This is a genomic window from Thermomonas sp. (assembly GCF_029945965.1).
In the GTDB taxonomy this organism is placed as follows: Bacteria; Pseudomonadota; Gammaproteobacteria; order Xanthomonadales; family Xanthomonadaceae; genus Thermomonas.
In genome coordinates this window covers 225,043-242,506 of sequence record NZ_JAQSDO010000006.1, presented here as the reverse complement: position 1 = coordinate 242,506, position 17,464 = coordinate 225,043, and the positions used below count along the sequence as shown (strand labels likewise).

13 protein-coding genes are annotated in these 17,464 nt (G+C 63.5%); 6 read left to right on the top strand and 7 right to left on the bottom strand.

Translation table 11 applies throughout. The annotated features are described in order from the left end of the window. Positions 1-4: 4 nt before the first annotated feature. On the bottom strand, positions 5-1,696 hold the full coding sequence (locus tag PSV05_RS02430) for a tetratricopeptide repeat protein (protein WP_300060918.1): 1,692 nt from the start codon (positions 1,694-1,696) through the stop codon (positions 5-7). 204 nt (positions 1,697-1,900) lie between these two features. On the opposite strand from PSV05_RS02430, the gene PSV05_RS02425 reads away from it, so the two are divergent. The 3 genes from PSV05_RS02425 (at position 1,901) to corA (ending at position 5,048) form a co-directional block, all read left to right on the top strand. Next, positions 1,901-2,782: a transporter associated domain-containing protein gene (locus tag PSV05_RS02425; protein WP_300060916.1), complete on the top strand. Its 882-nt coding sequence runs from the start codon at positions 1,901-1,903 to the stop codon at positions 2,780-2,782. Further along, positions 2,769-3,980, top strand: a complete 1,212-nt coding sequence (locus tag PSV05_RS02420) for a DUF4105 domain-containing protein (RefSeq protein WP_300060913.1) — start codon at positions 2,769-2,771, stop codon at positions 3,978-3,980. Before PSV05_RS02425 ends, PSV05_RS02420 begins: the two co-directional genes overlap by 14 nt. Positions 3,981-4,049: 69 nt before the next feature. Beyond that, complete coding sequence (corA, locus tag PSV05_RS02415) at positions 4,050-5,048, top strand: magnesium/cobalt transporter CorA (RefSeq protein ID WP_300060910.1); 999 nt, start codon at positions 4,050-4,052, stop codon at positions 5,046-5,048. A gap of 16 nt (positions 5,049-5,064) precedes the next feature. Here corA and PSV05_RS02410 read toward each other — a convergent pair whose 3' ends face one another. From PSV05_RS02410 to PSV05_RS02400, 3 genes are all read right to left on the bottom strand, one after another. Continuing rightward, positions 5,065-6,312: a DUF819 family protein gene (locus PSV05_RS02410; protein WP_300060907.1), complete on the bottom strand. Its 1,248-nt coding sequence runs from the start codon at positions 6,310-6,312 to the stop codon at positions 5,065-5,067. A gap of 156 nt (positions 6,313-6,468) precedes the next feature. Further along, positions 6,469-8,562: a S9 family peptidase gene (locus PSV05_RS02405; RefSeq protein WP_300060904.1), complete on the bottom strand. Its 2,094-nt coding sequence runs from the start codon at positions 8,560-8,562 to the stop codon at positions 6,469-6,471. Positions 8,563-8,617: 55 nt separating this feature from the next. Continuing rightward, positions 8,618-10,606 carry an oligopeptide transporter, OPT family gene (locus PSV05_RS02400; RefSeq protein ID WP_300060901.1) on the bottom strand — a complete coding sequence of 663 codons (1,989 nt, stop codon included), beginning with the start codon at positions 10,604-10,606 and terminating at the stop codon, positions 8,618-8,620. A gap of 124 nt (positions 10,607-10,730) precedes the next feature. On the opposite strand from PSV05_RS02400, the gene PSV05_RS02395 reads away from it, so the two are divergent. Then, on the top strand, positions 10,731-12,509 hold the full coding sequence (locus PSV05_RS02395; RefSeq protein WP_300060898.1) for an oligopeptide:H+ symporter: 1,779 nt from the start codon (positions 10,731-10,733) through the stop codon (positions 12,507-12,509). 100 nt (positions 12,510-12,609) lie between these two features. Then, positions 12,610-14,622, top strand: a complete 2,013-nt coding sequence (locus tag PSV05_RS02390; protein ID WP_300060895.1) for a M13 family metallopeptidase — start codon at positions 12,610-12,612, stop codon at positions 14,620-14,622. Positions 14,623-14,770: 148 nt separating this feature from the next. On the opposite strand, the gene PSV05_RS02385 is transcribed toward PSV05_RS02390, so the two are convergent. Continuing rightward, on the bottom strand, positions 14,771-15,433 hold the full coding sequence (locus PSV05_RS02385) for a rhomboid family intramembrane serine protease (protein WP_300060892.1): 663 nt from the start codon (positions 15,431-15,433) through the stop codon (positions 14,771-14,773). A gap of 60 nt (positions 15,434-15,493) precedes the next feature. Beyond that, on the bottom strand, positions 15,494-15,841 hold the full coding sequence (locus tag PSV05_RS02380; protein ID WP_300060889.1) for an MGMT family protein: 348 nt from the start codon (positions 15,839-15,841) through the stop codon (positions 15,494-15,496). Between the two features lie 46 nt (positions 15,842-15,887). On the opposite strand from PSV05_RS02380, the gene PSV05_RS02375 reads away from it, so the two are divergent. Continuing rightward, positions 15,888-16,298 carry a hypothetical protein gene (locus PSV05_RS02375; RefSeq protein WP_300060886.1) on the top strand — a complete coding sequence of 137 codons (411 nt, stop codon included), beginning with the start codon at positions 15,888-15,890 and terminating at the stop codon, positions 16,296-16,298. 43 nt (positions 16,299-16,341) lie between these two features. Here PSV05_RS02375 and PSV05_RS02370 read toward each other — a convergent pair whose 3' ends face one another. Beyond that, positions 16,342-17,463 (bottom strand): inorganic phosphate transporter, encoded by a 1,122-nt coding sequence (locus tag PSV05_RS02370; RefSeq protein WP_300060883.1) that lies wholly within the window; start codon positions 17,461-17,463, stop codon positions 16,342-16,344. Between the last annotated feature and the right edge of the window lies 1 nt (position 17,464).

The window sequence follows — 17,464 nt, the reverse complement described above, 5'->3', positions numbered from 1 at the left end:
TGCGTCAGGGCTTGGTGGGTGTTGCTGTCCGCGACGGACGCGTTTCTTCCTCGGGCATCAGGTCGAGCTCACGCGCCAGCGCAATGAAGCGCGGATCACTCGAATAGCGCGATACGAACGGCATGTAGCGGATCTCCACGATGCCCGGATCGCCACTGGTCCGCGCCACGTCCAGCCAGTGGAACATCGAGGTTTCGTCGTCGCGCTGCGCATAGATGCCGGCGATCTGGGTCGCGGCGTTGTTGGCGTTGTCGCGGATCAGCGACTGCAGCTCGACATCGGAACGCCCTCGGTCACCCTTGGCCCAATACGCCATGGCAAGTGCATAGGTGCGCCACAACGGGTCCGGCTCGGATTCCGCGAGCTTGATCGCCTCGTCGGCGCGATTCTGCTGGAACACGGCAATCGCCTGGAAGGCGCGCACCACGGAGGTATCCGGACGCAAGGCCAGCGCCTGCCCGAGGATGTACTCGGCCTCGGAAAAATCGTTCTTGCCCAGGTACACGCCGCCCAGGTTGTACAGCACGCTCGATGACAACGGATTCAGCGCAAGCACGCGGCGCAGGTTGCCGGCGGCCTCTTCGAGTTGGCCAAAAGCGGTCTGCTGGATCGCCAGCGAATGCAGCAGGCCCGGATCCTGTGGGCTAAGTTCGAGCGCACGCAGGGTCTCGTGCATCGCGCCCGCCTGGTCCAACGCAATCCCGGACATCCACGCCGCATTGGCCGCGTGCACCTCGGCTCTGTTTGGTGCCATACGCAAAGCCAGGGCCGCCTCGCGTCGCGCTTTTTCGCCTTCCTCGCGGACATCGCCGGCCTCGGACGGGAACCGCGTGGCCAACTGGATCCGCGCCAGTGCCAGGCGTGCATAGGCCTCGGCATAATTCGGATCCAGCGCCACCGCACGCTCGAACGCAGCAATCGCCTGGCGCGAGCCATCGCCGTCGTGGCGGTCGTACAGTGCATTGCCACGAAGCACCGCGTCATAGGCGGCGAGATTCCCGCCCGGTGGCCGCTCGTCCTGGCTTCCTTGCGGCGCAGGCAGGCGCTTGGTCTTCAATGCGGAGCCGATCGCCACCAGGATCTCGTCCTGCAGCTTGAACAGGTTCTTATAAGGCCGTTGGTAGTGGTCGAACCACAGCGTGCTGCCATCGGACACCCGCACCAGCGAGGCATCGATCAGCACGTCGTCACCTTTGCGCTGCACACTGCCCTGCAACACATGGGTGGCGCCGAGTTTTTTGCCGATGGCGCGACCCAGCTCCCTGGAATCACGGAACTGGAAGGACGACTCCGGGCTGGTCACCGCCACCCCGGCAAACTGCGACAGCCCAGCGATCAATTGATTTGAAAGACCATCATTGAAATAACCGGCATCGTCGCGCCTGGCCTTCAGTGCCTCCACCAGGCGCTCGGAGGAATCCTCGACAAATGGCTTCGCGTTCTCGGACGGCCTTTCGCCAGCCAGCGGCAATACCGCGATGATCGTGGACGGCAGTTGCCCGGCAGCCGCGCCTGCAGTGGCAGCTGGTGGCGCCGGCGATACCTGTGCCTGCTTCGATCCACTTGCGCCGAACCTGGCATAGGCGAAATAGCCCCCGGCCAGCAACGCCGCGACGGCCAATGCCGCCAGGGCAATGACAAGCGCACGCGGCTTGCGCGGCTCCGGCTTGATCAGAAGGCCATCGTCCGTTATCAAACCCTACCTCTTTGCTGCGCCAGCGCCTTGCCGGCTCCCCGCACAGTGTCGACAATGCCCGTTGGCCATGCAACCGGGCGGGAAGCCTATGCCGCATGCCGATCCCTGCTTCGACCCTCGACGCCAGTTCATCGTCCACTTCACCGCGCCACCGCCCGGATTCGCTAGACTGACCCGACAGACCCATACGGCACCCTGAGCACCATGTCCGAGGACGACAGTAGAAGCGACAGCCCCGACTCCACCGGAAGTCAGGCCGAAAAACCGCGCCGCTCATGGCTGGACCGCATCAGCGCCGCGCTGTCCGGCGAGCCGACCACCCAGGAAGACCTGATCGAGCTGCTGCGCGACGTGCAGGCCGATGGCGTGATCGGCGCGGACACCCTGCGCATGATGGAAGGTGCGATCGCGGTGTCCGGCATGACCGTCAACGACGTGATGGTGCCGCGCGCGCAGATGGTCGTGCTGTCGGTGGACGCACCCTTCACCGAGATCATGGACGCCGTGGTCGAGTCAGGGCACTCGCGCTTCCCGGTGCATGGCGAGGACAAGGACGAGATCCTCGGTGTACTGCTGGCCAAGGATCTGTTGCGCCGGGCAATGACCAACGAAGACGTAGCCGGCATCCGCGAGCTGCTGCGCCCTGCGGTACTGATCCCCGAATCGAAGAAGCTCAATGTGCTGTTGCGCGAGTTCCGCCAGTCGCGTAACCACATGGCGATTGTCATCGACGAATACGGCGGCGTTGCCGGCCTGCTCACGATCGAGGACGTGCTGGAGCAAATAGTGGGCGAGATCGACGATGAGCACGACGAGGCCGAGGACGGCTCGCGGTTGATCTCCGCGCAGGCCGACGGCCAGTTCGTGGTCGATGCGCTGACCCCGATCTCCGATTTCAACGAACGCTTCAGCGCCGATTTCGACGACGACGAATACGACACCATCGGCGGGTTGATCACTGATGCGATCGGCCACTTGCCGGAAGCCGGCGAGGAACTGACCCTGGGCCGTTTCGTGTTCCGCATCGCCCGTGCCGACGCGCGTCGCCTGCATGCACTGCACGTGGGCGTGCATGCGGAAGGCTGACGCGTTGCGCGTCCTGCTCTGCCTGCTGCTGGCCTGCCTGGCCGGTTTTGCACACGCACAAGCGCCTGTGGCAGCCATCCCGGACGCGCCCCGCATCGGCGTGGTCACGATGGGCCCCGGCGAGATCTTCTGGGAGCGCTTCGGGCATGACGCGATCGTGGTCGATGACCCAGCGTTGGGCGAGCGGATCTCCTACAACTTCGGCTTCTTCGACATGGAGGAGCCTGGCTTCATCGGACGCTTCGTGCAGGGCCGGATGGAATACATGCTGGTGGCCTTGCCGCTCGCGCAGGACATGCAGTACTACCGCGAGGTCGGCCGCGGCGCCGGCATCCAGTGGCTACAGCTGGATCCCGTGCAGGCGCGGCAACTGGCTGCCGATCTGGCAGAGAACGCGAAACCCGAGAACGCGCGCTACCGCTACGACTACTACACCGACAACTGCGCCACCCGTGTGCGCGACGCCATCAATCGCGTGCTTGGTGGCCGGCTGCAGCGGGAACTGGATGGCCGTTCCAGTGGCGACACCTACCGCGGCGAATCGGTGCGCCTGGCTTCACCGGCGCTTTGGATGTGGTTGGGATTCGATATCGCCCTGGGTCCCTACGCCGACCGCCCGCTGAGCCGTTGGGAGCAGGCGTTCCTGCCGCGTCGGCTGGCCGAGGACCTGCGCGAAGCGACGAACTTCGACGGCCGTCCCCTGGTCGCCTCCGAACAGGAATTGCTGCCGCAACGGCAAGCCGCAGAGCCCGAACCGCAGGCGCGCAAAGTCATGCCGTGGCTGCTGACGGGCCTGGCGCTCGCCATCACGATCGTCGCGTTCGCACGCCGCGCACCCCGCTCGCTGGCGGCATTCGCCTCGCTGTTCTGGCTGTTGTGCGGCTGCATTGGTCTGGTACTGGCATTTAGCTGGGCGTTCACCGACCACCGCACGTTGTGGGCCAACCGCAACCTGTTGCTGTTCAACCCATTGTGCCTGTTGCTGCTGCCAGGCGCGTTCACGCTGCTACGTGGCCGTGTGCCGACGCAGCGTTTCGGCATGCTGCTCAAGGTCGTCATGGCAGTCGCCGCACTGGCCTGCGCACCGCTATGGTTGCAGGGCTTGTCGCAACGCAACGGCACATGGATCGCCCTGCTGTTGCCGATCCATGCCGCCTTCGCGTGGGCTTGGGCAAATGCGCGGCGAACGCACGCCTGATCAACGTGTCTGATCAGTATCTGATCAAAACCGCTTGATGGCGGTGCGCAGCGGATGCAGGATGGCGCGATGAACGAGCCCGCACCCGCCGTCCCCGCCTGCGTCGTCAATTGCGCCGCCTATGACACCGCCGGCAAGCGACGCGACATTACCCTGGATGCGATCAGCGACGTGCTGGCGGTCGATGACGGCAGCTTCGTCTGGGTTGGCCTGTATGAACCCGAGGAATCCCTGCTCGACAAGCTGCAGGAAGAATTCAACTTGCATGACCTTGCCATCGAAGACGCCCAGCACGCACACCAGCGGCCCAAGATCGAGGCCTTCGGCAGTACGTTCTTCATCGCGGTGCATACCGCGCAGCACGTGGATGACCACGTACGCTTCGGCGAAACCCATGTCTTCGTCGGCCCGCGCTTCCTGGTCACCGTGCGCCACGGCGCCTCCCTCACCTACACCCCCGTGCGCCAGCGCTTGGAACGCGATCCGGAGATGCTGGCCAATGGCCCCAGTGTCGGCCTGCATGCGGTACTGGATTACATCGTCGACAACTACCAGCCGATCGTCTCGGAGTTCGAGGCAGAGCTCGATGCGCTTGAGCAGGATGTGTTCGCGGAAACCTACAGTCGCGACACGATCGCGCGGCTATACCAGTTGCGCAAGGAACTGACCCAGATGCGGATGGCGGTGACGCCGATGCAGGACATCCTGTCGCAGCTGATCCGCACGCCGACGCTGGGCATTCCCGACGTGGTCAAGCCTTACTTCCGTGACGTGCTCGACCATGTGGCACGGGTCGGCGACATCATCGATACGCAGCGCGAAATGGTCTCTGCCGCGATGAGCGTCTATCTGTCGCTGGTAACCGTTGGCCAGGGCGAGATCGTCAAGAAACTCGCGGGCTGGGCCGGTCTGCTGGCTGTGCCTACGCTGATCGCCAGTTGGTACGGAATGAATTTCCAATCCATGCCGGAACTGCATGGCCGCCATAGCTACGCCATCCTGATCGGAGTCGTGGTCGTGGCATCGATGCTGCTCTACCGCTACCTGCGCAAGGTGCGCTGGCTCTAGTTCGCGCTGGTCCGGGTCAGGTAGCCATTGCCCGCAGCACGATTCCGGTCAGGTAGGCGCCATAGGTACCAAGCGCATAGCCCAGCACCGACAGCAACACGCCAACCGGGGCCAGCGCGGGATGGAACGCGCTCGCCACCACCGGCGCCGATGCGGCGCCACCGATATTGGCCTGTGAACCGACCGCCATGAAGAACAGCGGTGCGCGGATCAGCTTGGCCACCAGCAACATCAGGCCAGCATGCACGCTGATCCAGATCAGGCCGAGCAGGAGCAGGAGGGGTTTGTCCGCCAACTGCGCCAGGTCCATTTGCATGCCGATGGTGGCGATCAGCACATACAGGAATACCGTACCGATCTTCGAGGCGCCCGCGCCTTCAAGCTTGCGCGCACGGGTCAGGCTGAGCAGCACACCGAAAGTGGTGGCGAAGATCACGATCCAGAAGAATCGGGAGTCGAGGCTGTAATCCTGCAAGCGCCATGTGGCCGGCAGCGACTTGATCCAGGCGACCAGTGGTTCAGCGAGGAAATGCGACAGGCCGGTTACGCCAATGCCAATGGCAAAGATCAGCATCACGTCGGTGGTCGAGGCGATGCGCGTGTGTTGCGCGTGAAAGCTGGCCATGCGCTGCTTGAGGTCTTCGACCGCGCGGTTGTCGGCCCCCAGCCAACGATCAATGGCCTCCGCCCTGGATGCCATGAACAGCAGCGTTGCCATCCACAGGTAGGCCACGATCACGTCGACCGCGGCGAACTGGCCGAACAGGGTCGACGGCACCGCGAACACTTCCTTCATCGCCGCCTGGTTGGCGCCGCCACCGATCCAGCTACCGGCAATCGTGGTCATCCCGCGCCAGGTTTCGCCGGCCACGGTTTCGGGATGAATCACACCCATCGCCGCGAACGCCACCCATGCGCCCAACATCACCCCGACTGTCCCGGTGAAGAACATCACCAGCGCTTTCGGGCCAAGCCGGATGATCGCGCCGATATCCATCGCCAGGCAGAACAGCACCAGTGACGCCGGCAACAGATAATCGCGCGCCATCGGATACAGGCCCGAGCTGGCGCCGTCGATCACGCCGATGCTGTTGGCAATCGCCGGCAGCAGGTAGCAGGGCAGGATTGCCGGGATCACCGCATAGAATTTCTTCCAGAACCCCTGCTCGCGCGAGGCGCCCCAGAACACGAAGCCCAGGATCGCCGCAAGCAGGCCTAGGACGACGGCATCGTTGTTAATCAGCGCATGCGCGGGGTTCGTCATTCGTTTGTCCGGGGATTGACGGCGAGACCGTCGGGTGGCTCGCGTAGCGGCATTTCGAGCCGCGGAGCCCTGCCAGCCGGCTGGGGTTCGCGGGCTCGCGGCAATGCCGCTCGAACTCCCCGCTCACCCCGGCGGTAGGCGCTGTCGATCACGTAGTTACTGTCCGATGTGCTGCTTCAGCCAGTCATTGACGGTGTCGTGCCAGAGCACGCTGTTCTGCGGCTTCAGCACCCAGTGATTCTCGTCCGGGAAATACAGGAACTTCGATTCCACGCCCTTGCGCTGCAGCGCAGTGAACAATGCTATGCCCTGCTCGACCGGGATCCGGTAATCCTTCTGCCCATGGACCACCAGCATCGGCACCTTGAAGTTGCCGACGTGGGCGACCGGATTGAACTTCTCGTAATTTTCCGGATGGTCGAACACGGTGCCGCCGTTTTCCCATTCGTTGAACCAGAGCTCCTCAGTCGCATAGCCCATCGCACGCTGGTCGAACACGCCGTCGTGGCTGACCAGGCATTTCCATGGCGACTTGCCGTTCTTGTCGTACCAGTTGCCTTCGATCCAGTTGACCATGAAGCCGCCATAGCTGGCGCCCAATGCGCAGGCCATGTCACCGTTGAGGAAGCCGTATTTCTGCTGCGCTGCGGCCCAACCTTTCTGCAGGTCCTCCAGCGGACGGTCGCCCCAATGCTGGCTGATCGCGTCGGTGAAGGCCTGGCCGTAGCCAGTGGACCCGTGGAAGTCGATCATCACCACTGCATAGCCCTGGCCGGCATACGTCTGCGGGTTCCAGCGATAACTCCAGCCATCGCCGAAGCTGCCCTGCGGACCGCCGTGGATCAGGAATGCGACCGGATACTTCTTGCCTTCCTGGTAATTCCACGGCTTGACCACGTAGCCATGCACGGTCTCGCCGTTCCAGCCGATGAAGTTGAATTGCTCGTATTTGCCGAACGCCACACCCGGAAGCATCTCGCCGGCGCTTGGCGTGATCGGAATCCATGATTTTCCATCGGCGTTGGCAACGTAAATCTGATCACCCGAATTCAGCGTATTGCGAGAGAACGCCATGCGTCCGTTGCGGACGTCAATCGCGGAAACATTCCCTGCGCCAACGATCTTCGTTACTTCGCCGCTGGCAATATCAACGGCGAACAGCGGATGCTCGCCCATGTCGGATGTGGTGGTGAAGATGTTCTTGCCAGTCATGGACAGGGTAATCCCATCGGCACTGCGGTCCCACTGCGGCGCGATCTCTCGCGTCTTGCCGCTGGCCAAGTCCATCGCCATCAGCGCGAAGCGATCGGCCTCGAAACCGGGGCGCTTCATCGCGCGGTAGTACAACGTCTTGCCATCGGCGGAGAACACCGGACCGGCATCCCAAGCCTTGTTCGCGGCGGTGACATTGCGCGCGTCGCTGCCATCGGCCTTGACCAGCCAGATGTCGAAGTTGGTCGACCATGGCTCGCTGCGATCAGAGCTACGCACGCTCATCGCCACCTGCTTGCCATCAGCCGACCATGCAAAATCGGACAGGTCGCCAAAGGGTTTCGATGGGATGTCGCCGTGGATGTCGCCGCTGAGCAAGGTCGCCGACTTCACCGCTGCATCGCTGCCCAGCGTCGCCGAAAATACGCGATTGAGCCGGCCATCGTTCCAGGTGTCCCAGTGGCGGATGAACAACTGGTCGAAGATCTTGCCGGTGGTTTTTTCGGCTTCGACCGCATCAAGTCTCTTTTTTGTGCAATTCAGGTCGGCCTTGCAGTCGTCGAAAGTCGCCAATGCCAGTGCGACATGACTGCCGTCCGGCGACAGCGTATAGCCGTCGACGTCCAGCACCAGATCAGTGACCTGTTTGGGCTGACCGCCATCGAAGGTCGGCATCGCGTACAGCTGCGAACTGCCACCCTTGCCGCTGAGGAAGTACACGGTCTTGCCGTCCGGCGAGAAGCTCGGCGAATTGACGTTCCAGCCTTCCGGAGTGAAGCGTGCGGCTGGCGCGGCATCGCGCGCCAACAGGTCCTCGATCCACAGCGAGGTGCTGGACTTGTTGGTCGACTTGTCGACAACGCGCTTTGCGAACACGACATTGCGTCCATCCGGCGACACCACCGGCGAGGAATAGCGATCCATGTAGGCCATGTCCTGCACGCTGAAGCCGCGCGCGGCCGGTTTGGCCGGAGTGGCGGCAATCGACGGCAGCGACAACGCAAGGGCGAGCGGAAGGATGGCGTGGCGAAGAGTCATGGCGTTTCCGTAAGGTGTATGGATGACAGAATTTTCAGATCGACGCAGGCGTGGGTCACATCGGGCCGGGTTCGACATCGCCCAGCGTCGGCTTGGCGTTGGCACCGGTGCGATAAAGCAGCCATGCAACCACGATGAGTACCGCCAGTCCCACGTATTTGCCGAACTGCAGGAATTCCGGCACCGCGATGACGTCGGCGCGACCGGACAACACGATTGGCACCGCGATCAGGATGCCCATCAGCGCTTCACCGGTGATCAGGCCTGCAGCGAACAGCGTGCCGGGGCGATGCAGGCGGTCACGCGCAGGTTCGTCCTTGGTGCCGACCATGCCATGGCGACGCTCGACCAGATGGGCCAGCAGGCCACCGATGAAGATCGGCACCATCAATTCCAGCGGCAGGTAGATACCGATTGCCGCAGCCAGCACTGGCACCCGGAAGCTCGACTTGCGCGCCTTCAACCATTCGTCGAAGGCAATGATCGCGGCGCCAACGCCGACACCAATCGCGATCATGTTCCATGGCAGTTCGCCACCGAACATGCCCTTGGCCACCGACGCCATCAGGGTTGCCTGCGGTGCGGACAACGGGTTGGGGTGCTCGGCAGTGGGCGGACCGATGCCATAGGCCTGGGCCAGCAGGTTCAACACGGGCGCCATGATCAATGCACACGAGAACGCGCCGATACCCAGCATCAGCTGCTGCTTCCACGGCGTCGCGCCGACGATATACCCGGCTTTCAGATCCTGCAGGTTGTCGCCACCGACCGCAGCCGCGCAACAGACCACCGCGCCAATCATGATGGCGGCGACCGCACCGATTGGCGATTCGCGACCGAGCAGCAACATCAACACCACCGAGGCGAACAGGATCGTGGCAATGGTGATGCCGGATACCGGATTGTTGGACGAACCAACCAGGCCAGCGAGATACGCCGACACCGATACGAATAGAAACCCAGCAATAATCATGATGATCGTCATCAATATGCCGATTGCCCACGGGTGGGAGACCGAGGGATCTGCGGCGACAATCGCGTGGTACAGCAGTGCCAGCGGCAATACGAAGACCACTAGCGCGATCAGCATCCACTTCATCGGCAGATCTTTATCGGTTTCGGCGATGTTGGCATCGGCACCCTTGCGGGCGGCGGCAATGCCGCTACGCACGCCTGACAGCAGCGAATTGCGCAGCGAGAACAAGGTCCACACGCCGCCGATCAGCATCGCGCCAACACCGAGGTAACGGATCTTCGCCGACCAGATCGCACCGGCGATGTCTTCCGCGCCGGCACCGGCGATCTTCGCGGCCAGTGCTGGATCCGTATCGAGGAAAAACGCGTGGTAAATCGGGATCGCGATGTGCCACGAAAGAATGCTGCCGCTGACCACCACAATGCCGATGTTCAGGCCGACGATATAACCGACGCCCAGCAGCGCCGGCGACAGGTTGGTGCCGATGTAGCCCAGGTACTTGCCGAAGAATCCGGCGCCGGCAGCGGTGTCCGGGATCATCCGCATGCCGCTGGCGGCAGCGGCCTTGATCACGGCGCCGAGCGTGGCCGAGAACGCGAGGATCTTCAGTCCAGGGCCGGGATTCTCGCCGGCCTTGAGCACTTCGGCAGCGGCCTTGCCTTCGGGGAACGGCAGCGGTTCCTCGACGATCATGCTGCGCCGCAGCGGCACCGAGAACAACACGCCCAGCAGGCCGCCGAGGCCGGCGATTGCCAGCACCCACGAATACCGGAAGTCCTGCCAGTAACCAAGAATAATCAGCGCCGGGATGGTGAAGATCACGCCCGCCGCGATCGAGGAACCGGCAGAGGCACCCGTTTGCACGATGTTGTTTTCAAGGATCGTGCCGCCGCCAAGCAGGCGCAACACGCCCATCGATACCACCGCCGCCGGGATCGCGGTAGCAATAGTCAAGCCGGCGAACAGGCCGAGATAGGCGTTCGCTGCCGACAGGATCATCGCCAGGATGATCGCAAGAATGACCGCGCGCACTGTCAGCTGCGGGGTAGCCGTACCAGGATTCGACATCGTCACCCCTCCCAGGGCAATGCAATCGCCACAACCTAAGCGCTGCCGCCGGGCAAGTCCAGTGCGGGGCCATTGCAGGCGCGGGGGCTGGCTATACTCGTCCGATTCCGCCTGAGCCTTGCGCATGAATGCGACCGCCATCAGCGACGACGCCCGCGGCCTTCCTGCGCGCGAGAATTTCCTCGGCCATCCCAAGGGCGTCTACGTCTGTTTCTTCACCGAGATGTGGGAGCGCTTCTCGTTCTACGGAATGAAGGCGCTGTTGTTGCTGTACCTGACCAAATACCACCTGTTCGGCGACCGCGCCGGGCTGGACCTGCTTGGTGCGTATGGCGGGTTGGTGTACGCAATTCCGGTGATCGGCGGCGTGCTTGCAGACCGCTGGCTGGGCATGCGCAAGGCCGTTGTGTTCGGCGGCGTATTGCTGGTGCTGGGCCACATCGGCATGGCGTTCGAGGGGCAGGCGGCGACGTCGGTGGCCGGCGTGGTGACGCGGGATGAAGGTTCGCTGCGTGTCACCTACCTGTCGCTGGCGCTGATCATCATGGGCGTGGGCTTCCTCAAGCCCAACATCTCGACCATTGTCGGGAAACTCTATGCGGACAACGATCCGCGCCGCGATTCCGGGTTCTCGCTGTTTTATGCCGGCATCAACCTCGGGGCGCTGTTCGCATCCTTGGTGTGCGGGTATATCGGGGAGGTCTACGGCTGGAAATACGGCTTCGGCGCGGCCGGAATCGGCATGCTGGTGGGACTGGGCATGTTCCTGTGGGGGCAAAAATATTTACATGGCCATGCAGAACCCTCCGCGCCGGAAACGCTGCGTGAACGCGTGCTCGGCATATCTCGCGAATGGCTGATCTATGGCGCATCGGTGCTTGGCGTGGTGCCGGTCGCATGGCTGATGTGGGCCGCCGCCAACGGCGCGTTCGCCCTTGGTGGCGAAATCTCGCTGGCGCTGATGCTGATGATCCTGGTGCTGGGCGTGGTGCTGGTCTGGTTCGGCTGGTTCACCGGCACCCAGTGCACGCCGGTACAACGCCAGCAGATGCTGGCGATGATGGCGATGATCTTCATGGCGCTGGTGTTCTTCACCCTCTACGAGCAGACCTATGGTTCCTGGGTGACCTTTACCGACCGCATGTTGACCAAAGACATCGTGCCGTCGCTGGTGGTACGCACCGGCACGCCGTTGCCGTGGTCGATCCTGTCCTTGCTGCTGGCGCCGCTGTCGTTCGTGGCCGCGGCGACGTTGTCCGACCGCAACCCGGACTCCGGCGCGCCGCGCGCGTTGTTCATCGCGGTGGTCGCGATCATGCTGGTATTGCTGGTGCGCGACTGCGTGGTGCTGCCACAGACCGCGGGTTCGCTGACGTATCTGGGTGCATTGTTCCTGGTCCTGCTGGCACCGATCTTCGCCGCGCTATGGGCATGGCTGGACAAACGCGGCGCGGATCCGTCGAAGCCGGTGAAGTCGGCGATCGGCCTGGTGTTCGCGGGCCTGTCGTTCATCCCGATGGCGTTCGCTGCGCAGCAGGTCGGCGCCACCGGCGCGATGGCCAGCGTGTGGTGGCTGGTACTGGCTTACCTGGTGCTGGAGATCGGCGAGATGTGCCTGTCGCCGGTCGGCCTGTCGGCGGTCACCCAACTGGCGGTGCCGCGCGTAGTCAGCCTGATGATGGGCACCTGGTTTTTGGCCACCGCGTTCTCGGAAGCGCTGGCAGCGCTGTTCGGCAAACTCGCCGCGATCGAGGTGCCCGAGGGCGAGACCATGGACATCGCCATGGCCGCTGCCAAGTACGAACACCTGTTCTGGCTGATGATGTGGATCGGACTGGGTTGCGCGGTACTCGCCTTCATCGCCGCGCCGCTGCTGCGGCGGATGATGCATGGGGTGAAGTGACTAGCTAAATCGCACCAGCATCCTTGCTGAATTTCGCCCGAATCGACACTTGCCGGCCGCTGCTACACTCGCCCGCTGCCACTTCCGGAACGCATTCCGCATGCCGACGCCACGCCCGCTCGCCTTCGCCCTGATCCTTGCGCTTGCCTCTGGCCTTGCCGCACCCGATAGCCACGCCGCGAAGAAGAAGCCGGCCGCCAAGAAGGCCCCCGCGGTCGCGCTGGCGTGCACGGATTTCTACGCCGATGCCAATGCCGATTGGCTGAAGGCCAACCCGATGCCCGCCAGCGGCGCGATTTCCTCGCTTGGCCAACTAACCGCACTGGCCCTGCAGCAGCAACGCGACTTGCTGGACGCGGCAATGGCCTCGCCGCAGGGAAATGTGCAAAAACTCCTCGGCGATTTCTGGGCCAGTGGCCTGGACGAAGCTGCGGTCGAACGCGACGGCGCCAATCCGATCGCCCCGCTGCTGCAGCGCATCGACGGCATCAAGAAGGCGCGCGACATCGCGCCTTCGATCGCCGCGCTGCACCAGGTTGGCATTCCGGTGGTATTCAATTTCAGCGCGGACATCGACCTGCGCGACCTTGACCGCCATCTCGGCTATTTCTCGCAGGGCGGTCTCGGCCTGCCCGACCCCGCCTATTACACCCGTAGCGATGCCGATGCGCGCGCGCTGTTGTCGCGCTACAACGAGTACGTGCAGAAGATCCTGGTCCTGACCGGGGTTCCGCAGAAGGATGCTGCTGCCGAAGCCGCATCGGTAATTGAACTCGAAACCCGCATCGCAACCGCGTCCAAACCACTGGTCGACCTGCGCGATGCGCGCGGCAATTTCGCGCCGGTGGCAGCCTCGAGCTTGGGTAAGCAATATCGCAACCTGCAACTGGACGCCTTCCTCAAGGCCCAGGGCATCAGCGACGACACCGTTTCGCTGGCCAATCCCGCGTTGTTTGCGCAGTTGGACCAGTTCGTTGGCGGCCTCAAGCCAGGGCAGTGGAAAACCTACCTGCGCTGGCGCGTTGGTGATGCGATGGCGCCGTACCTGGCCAAGCCCTGGCGCGATGCCTCCTTCGACTTTCGCGGCAAGGTCCTGCGCGGCGACACCCAACAGGCACCACGCTGGAAGCAGGCCCTGGATGCGATCAACCTCGCCGCCGGACCCATGCTGGGCCGCGAATACGCGGCACGTTATCTGCCGGCCGCCACCAAGAAGCAGGCCGACAACATCGCCGGGCAAATCCGTGACGCACTGATTCGCAACATCGATACCAGCACCTGGCTGGGCGATGCGGCCAAGGCCGAGGCACGCAAGAAGCTGGGCAAGCTGCGCATTGAGGTAGGCACGCCGCGCCGCGACCTGGACTATACGGTGCAGCCGATGGGCCGCGGCAGTTTTGGCGGCAATATGCTGATCGCCGCTACTTGGCAGCATCGCCAGGAAATGAAGCGGATCGGCCGCGGCAATGCCGACCGCCGCTGGGACGTGCTGCCGCAGCAACCGGCACTGGCCTATGACCTGGGCCAGAACCGGCTGATCGTGACTGCAGCGATGCTGCAGTCGCCGGTGCTCGATGCGGGCATGCCGCTGGCCGCGCAGTACGGTGCCTATGCCGCCTTGGTTGGCCACGAGCTCAGCCATGCAATCGATGCACGCGGCCGGCTGGTCGATGCCAGTGCCGAAGTCCGCGACTGGTGGGGCGGCGCCGAGGCATCGGCCTGGGATGCGACCGCACAACGCGTGATCGTCCTGTACGACAGTTTCCCCTACCCGCAACTCACCGGGGTCAAGGTCAATGGCCGGCTGAGCCGCGACGAGGACATGGCCGACCTGGCCGGACTTGAATTGGCACGCTCCGCAATGACGGCCGCGCTACCTGGCGGTGGTGTTGAAGCGGACAAGGCCTTCTATCGCGGCTGGGCCCAGGTCTGGGCGCAACAGGTCACCAAGGACGAGGCGCAGCGGCGCACCCTGCAGGACGTGCGTGCGCCGGGACAGTGGCGTGCGAACGGCCCGATCATGCAGCAAGCTGCATTCGGTACTGCTTATGGATGCAAGGTCGGAACCCCGATGCAGCCGAAGCCGGAAGATCGGATCAGCGTTTTCCACTGAGGTCGAGCGCGACCAAAGAGGATAAGAAAAGGGGTCAGAGTGAAGTTTCGCGATGCCGATCTCGAACGATCTGGCTAAACCGGCGCGAAATTCAGGATCAGGAATGGCCGAAGAATATCGGCAGGAAATTCACTCTGCCCCCTGTTTCCTACCGCACGATCCGCGGGCGCGGCGGTTGTCGCTTCACGAATGGCGGCTGGCCGCGCCAGTAGCGAATCAACAGCCAACCAAACAGCATTCCGCCGAGATGGGCGAAGTGGGCCACGCCCGGCTGCAGGCCAGTGATCCCGACCCCGAGTTCGAACAGGCCATAGACGATGACCAGGGTCCGCGCCTTCATCGGAATGGGCGGGATCAGCAGCATCACCCGCTGGTTCGGGAACAGCATGCCGTAGGCCAGCAAAAGGCCGAACACGCCACCGGATGCACCGATCGTGGGATACGGATCGGCGCCCTGCGAAACTGCATACGAGCCGACCAGCAGTTGGATCAGGCCGGCACCGATCACGCAAACCAAGTAATAGGTGAGATAACGACGCTCACCCCAGGTGTGTTCCAGTGGCGCGCCGAACATCACCAGCGCCAGCATGTTGAATGCGATGTGCATGAAGCTGCCATGCAGGAACCCGTAGCTGAGCAACTGCCATGGCATGAACGAGGGTGCGACGCCGGCCGGGCTGTAGATGTCGTTGCCGAGCGGCCACAGCATCAGGTCGATCATGCGAGCATCGCCCAGCAACCATTGCAGGCCGAATCCGACCAGATTGGCGATCAGCAGGATCTTGGTAATGCGTGGGAGGTTGAACGGCATCCGCGTGCGGCAATCTGGTTTCGTTGCACTGCATCATACGCAGTGCGCCGAGCCCAGGCATCAGTCTGGCCGCCAGATCTCGGTATCCAGCGAGTCCTCGACACGCGGTATCTGCACCCGTCCATTACGCAGGTCCACGCCCTCAGCACCCAGACGTTGGGTCTGCTCCAGGAAGCCCTCGGAACCGGGTGGAAACGCGATGCGCCCGTCCGAACGCAGGATGCGATGCCATGGCAGGCCGGTGCCACTGTGTTCGGCCAGCAGGCGCGCCACCAACCGCGCACGCCCTGGCAGGCCGGCGCGGCGCGCGATTACGCCGTAACCCGCCACCTGGCCGCGCGGCACCGCGCGGATCGCGGCAAGGATTCGGTCGGCGGCGGACAGCTCGGGTGCGGGCTGGTTTGGCATCCGGGTTAGCATAGCCGCAACGCAAATTCCCCCGGCACTCCAGTCAATGCAGAATTTCGAACAGATCCGCAGCCACCTGGTTGCCGCCGGCTACAAGCTGACCCTGCAGGAACCATTCGTCTTGTGCGTCGAGTTGTCGCTGGCGCAGGGCAAGCGCCACCAGGCTATCTTCCTGTCGGAACTGCAGGACGACGACGGCAACGAATTCCTGCGAGTCAGCACTGCGCTCGCGCCCACCACCGGCATCGACGCGCGCCGTGCACTGGCCTTCAACTGGGCCAGCCGAGTCGGTTACCTCGCCATCGGCGAACTGGACGGCGTGCCATACCTGCAGCTATGCGAGAACCGGCCCTACCACTGCCTTGACGCGGCCGATATTGACCGCCTGGTGCTGGAAATCGGCGGCAGTGGCGACGAGATGGAACTGCGTATGTCGGCAGGCGGGGATTTGTTGTAAGCGCACGCCAATCCGTCGGGCTTGAGCCCGCCCTACACTCGCCTTACGACCAGCCGAGCGCCTCGACCAGCCGGAACAGGCCGTAAGCCACACCGCCAGCGGCCGGGATCGTCAGGATCCACGCCCACACGATTCGTTCGATCACGCCAATCTTGAGCTTGCGCGGATTCTTGGCGAAGCCCACGCCCATGATCGCGGTCGAAATGCTGTGGGTGGTCGACACCGGCATGCCGAAATGCGCGGCAGTGACCAGGATCGTCGCCGATGCGGTTTCAGCGGCGAAGCCGTCGATGGTTTGCAGCTTCACCATCTTGTGGCCAAGCGTCTTGATGATTCGCCAGCCACCGACCGCAGTTCCCGCTGCCATGACCAGCGCACAGGTGATGATCACCCAGCTGTCGATATCGTCCTTGCCGCCATCGGGATGCAGGAAGTGCAGCCAGGACGGCAAGGAGTCCAGTGCACCCGTGGCCTGGGCACCGAAAACCGCCAAGGCGATAATACCCATCGTCTTCTGCGCATCCTGGCGCCCATGGGCGAACCCCATGTAAGCCGCGGAGACGAACTGCGCCTTGCCAAAGAACGCATTGACGATTCGTGGGCGCGCCAGCCTTGCCAGCGGCCCGCCGGCACGCATCGCCGAGGAAATCAGCAGGTACAGCACGCTGATGATCAGCACGCCGAGGGTGAAACCGGCTATCGGGGAGCTGATCATCGGCACCACGACTTTCCACAGCAGGCCCTTGTTGGTGCTCCAATCGCCATCACCGGCCTTGGTCCAGATCAGCGCCGCCCATTTATTGTGTGAGGCCGCAAGCGCAGCGCCGCACAGGCCTCCGATCAACGCATGCGACGACGACGACGGCAGGCCGCGCCACCAGGTGATCAGGTTCCAGATGATCGCGCCGGTCAGCGCGCTGATCAGTACCTGCGGGGTCACGTTGACCACGTCGGTGTCGACCAGGCCAGAGGCAATCGTCTTGGCGACCGCAGTGCCCATGAACGCACCAATCAGGTTGGTCGTGGCCGCCAGCATGATCGCCTGGCCGGGCGTCAGCACCTTGGTCGCGACCACGGTCGCGATCGAGTTGGCGGTATCGTGGAAGCCGTTGATGAACTCGAACACCAGCGCGGTGAAGATCACCAGCAGCAGCAGGATCAGCATG

What these genes read in the sequence shown, in the direction of transcription:
- PSV05_RS02370 (WP_300060883.1), bottom strand. Translation starts at nt 17,463, where the DNA reads ATGCTGATCCTGCTGCTGCTGGTGATCTTCACCGCGCTGGTGTTCGAG.
- PSV05_RS02385 (WP_300060892.1), bottom strand. Translation starts at nt 15,433, where the DNA reads ATGCCGTTCAACCTCCCACGCATTACCAAGATCCTGCTGATCGCCAAT.
- PSV05_RS02405 (WP_300060904.1), bottom strand. Translation starts at nt 8,562, where the DNA reads ATGACTCTTCGCCACGCCATCCTTCCGCTCGCCCTTGCGTTGTCGCTG.
- PSV05_RS02380 (WP_300060889.1), bottom strand. Translation starts at nt 15,841, where the DNA reads ATGCCAAACCAGCCCGCACCCGAGCTGTCCGCCGCCGACCGAATCCTT.
- corA (WP_300060910.1), top strand. Translation starts at nt 4,050, where the DNA reads ATGAACGAGCCCGCACCCGCCGTCCCCGCCTGCGTCGTCAATTGCGCC.
- PSV05_RS02375 (WP_300060886.1), top strand. Translation starts at nt 15,888, where the DNA reads ATGCAGAATTTCGAACAGATCCGCAGCCACCTGGTTGCCGCCGGCTAC.
- PSV05_RS02390 (WP_300060895.1), top strand. Translation starts at nt 12,610, where the DNA reads ATGCCGACGCCACGCCCGCTCGCCTTCGCCCTGATCCTTGCGCTTGCC.
- PSV05_RS02395 (WP_300060898.1), top strand. Translation starts at nt 10,731, where the DNA reads ATGAATGCGACCGCCATCAGCGACGACGCCCGCGGCCTTCCTGCGCGC.
- PSV05_RS02400 (WP_300060901.1), bottom strand. Translation starts at nt 10,606, where the DNA reads ATGTCGAATCCTGGTACGGCTACCCCGCAGCTGACAGTGCGCGCGGTC.
- PSV05_RS02410 (WP_300060907.1), bottom strand. Translation starts at nt 6,312, where the DNA reads ATGACGAACCCCGCGCATGCGCTGATTAACAACGATGCCGTCGTCCTA.
- PSV05_RS02425 (WP_300060916.1), top strand. Translation starts at nt 1,901, where the DNA reads ATGTCCGAGGACGACAGTAGAAGCGACAGCCCCGACTCCACCGGAAGT.
- PSV05_RS02420 (WP_300060913.1), top strand. Translation starts at nt 2,769, where the DNA reads ATGCGGAAGGCTGACGCGTTGCGCGTCCTGCTCTGCCTGCTGCTGGCC.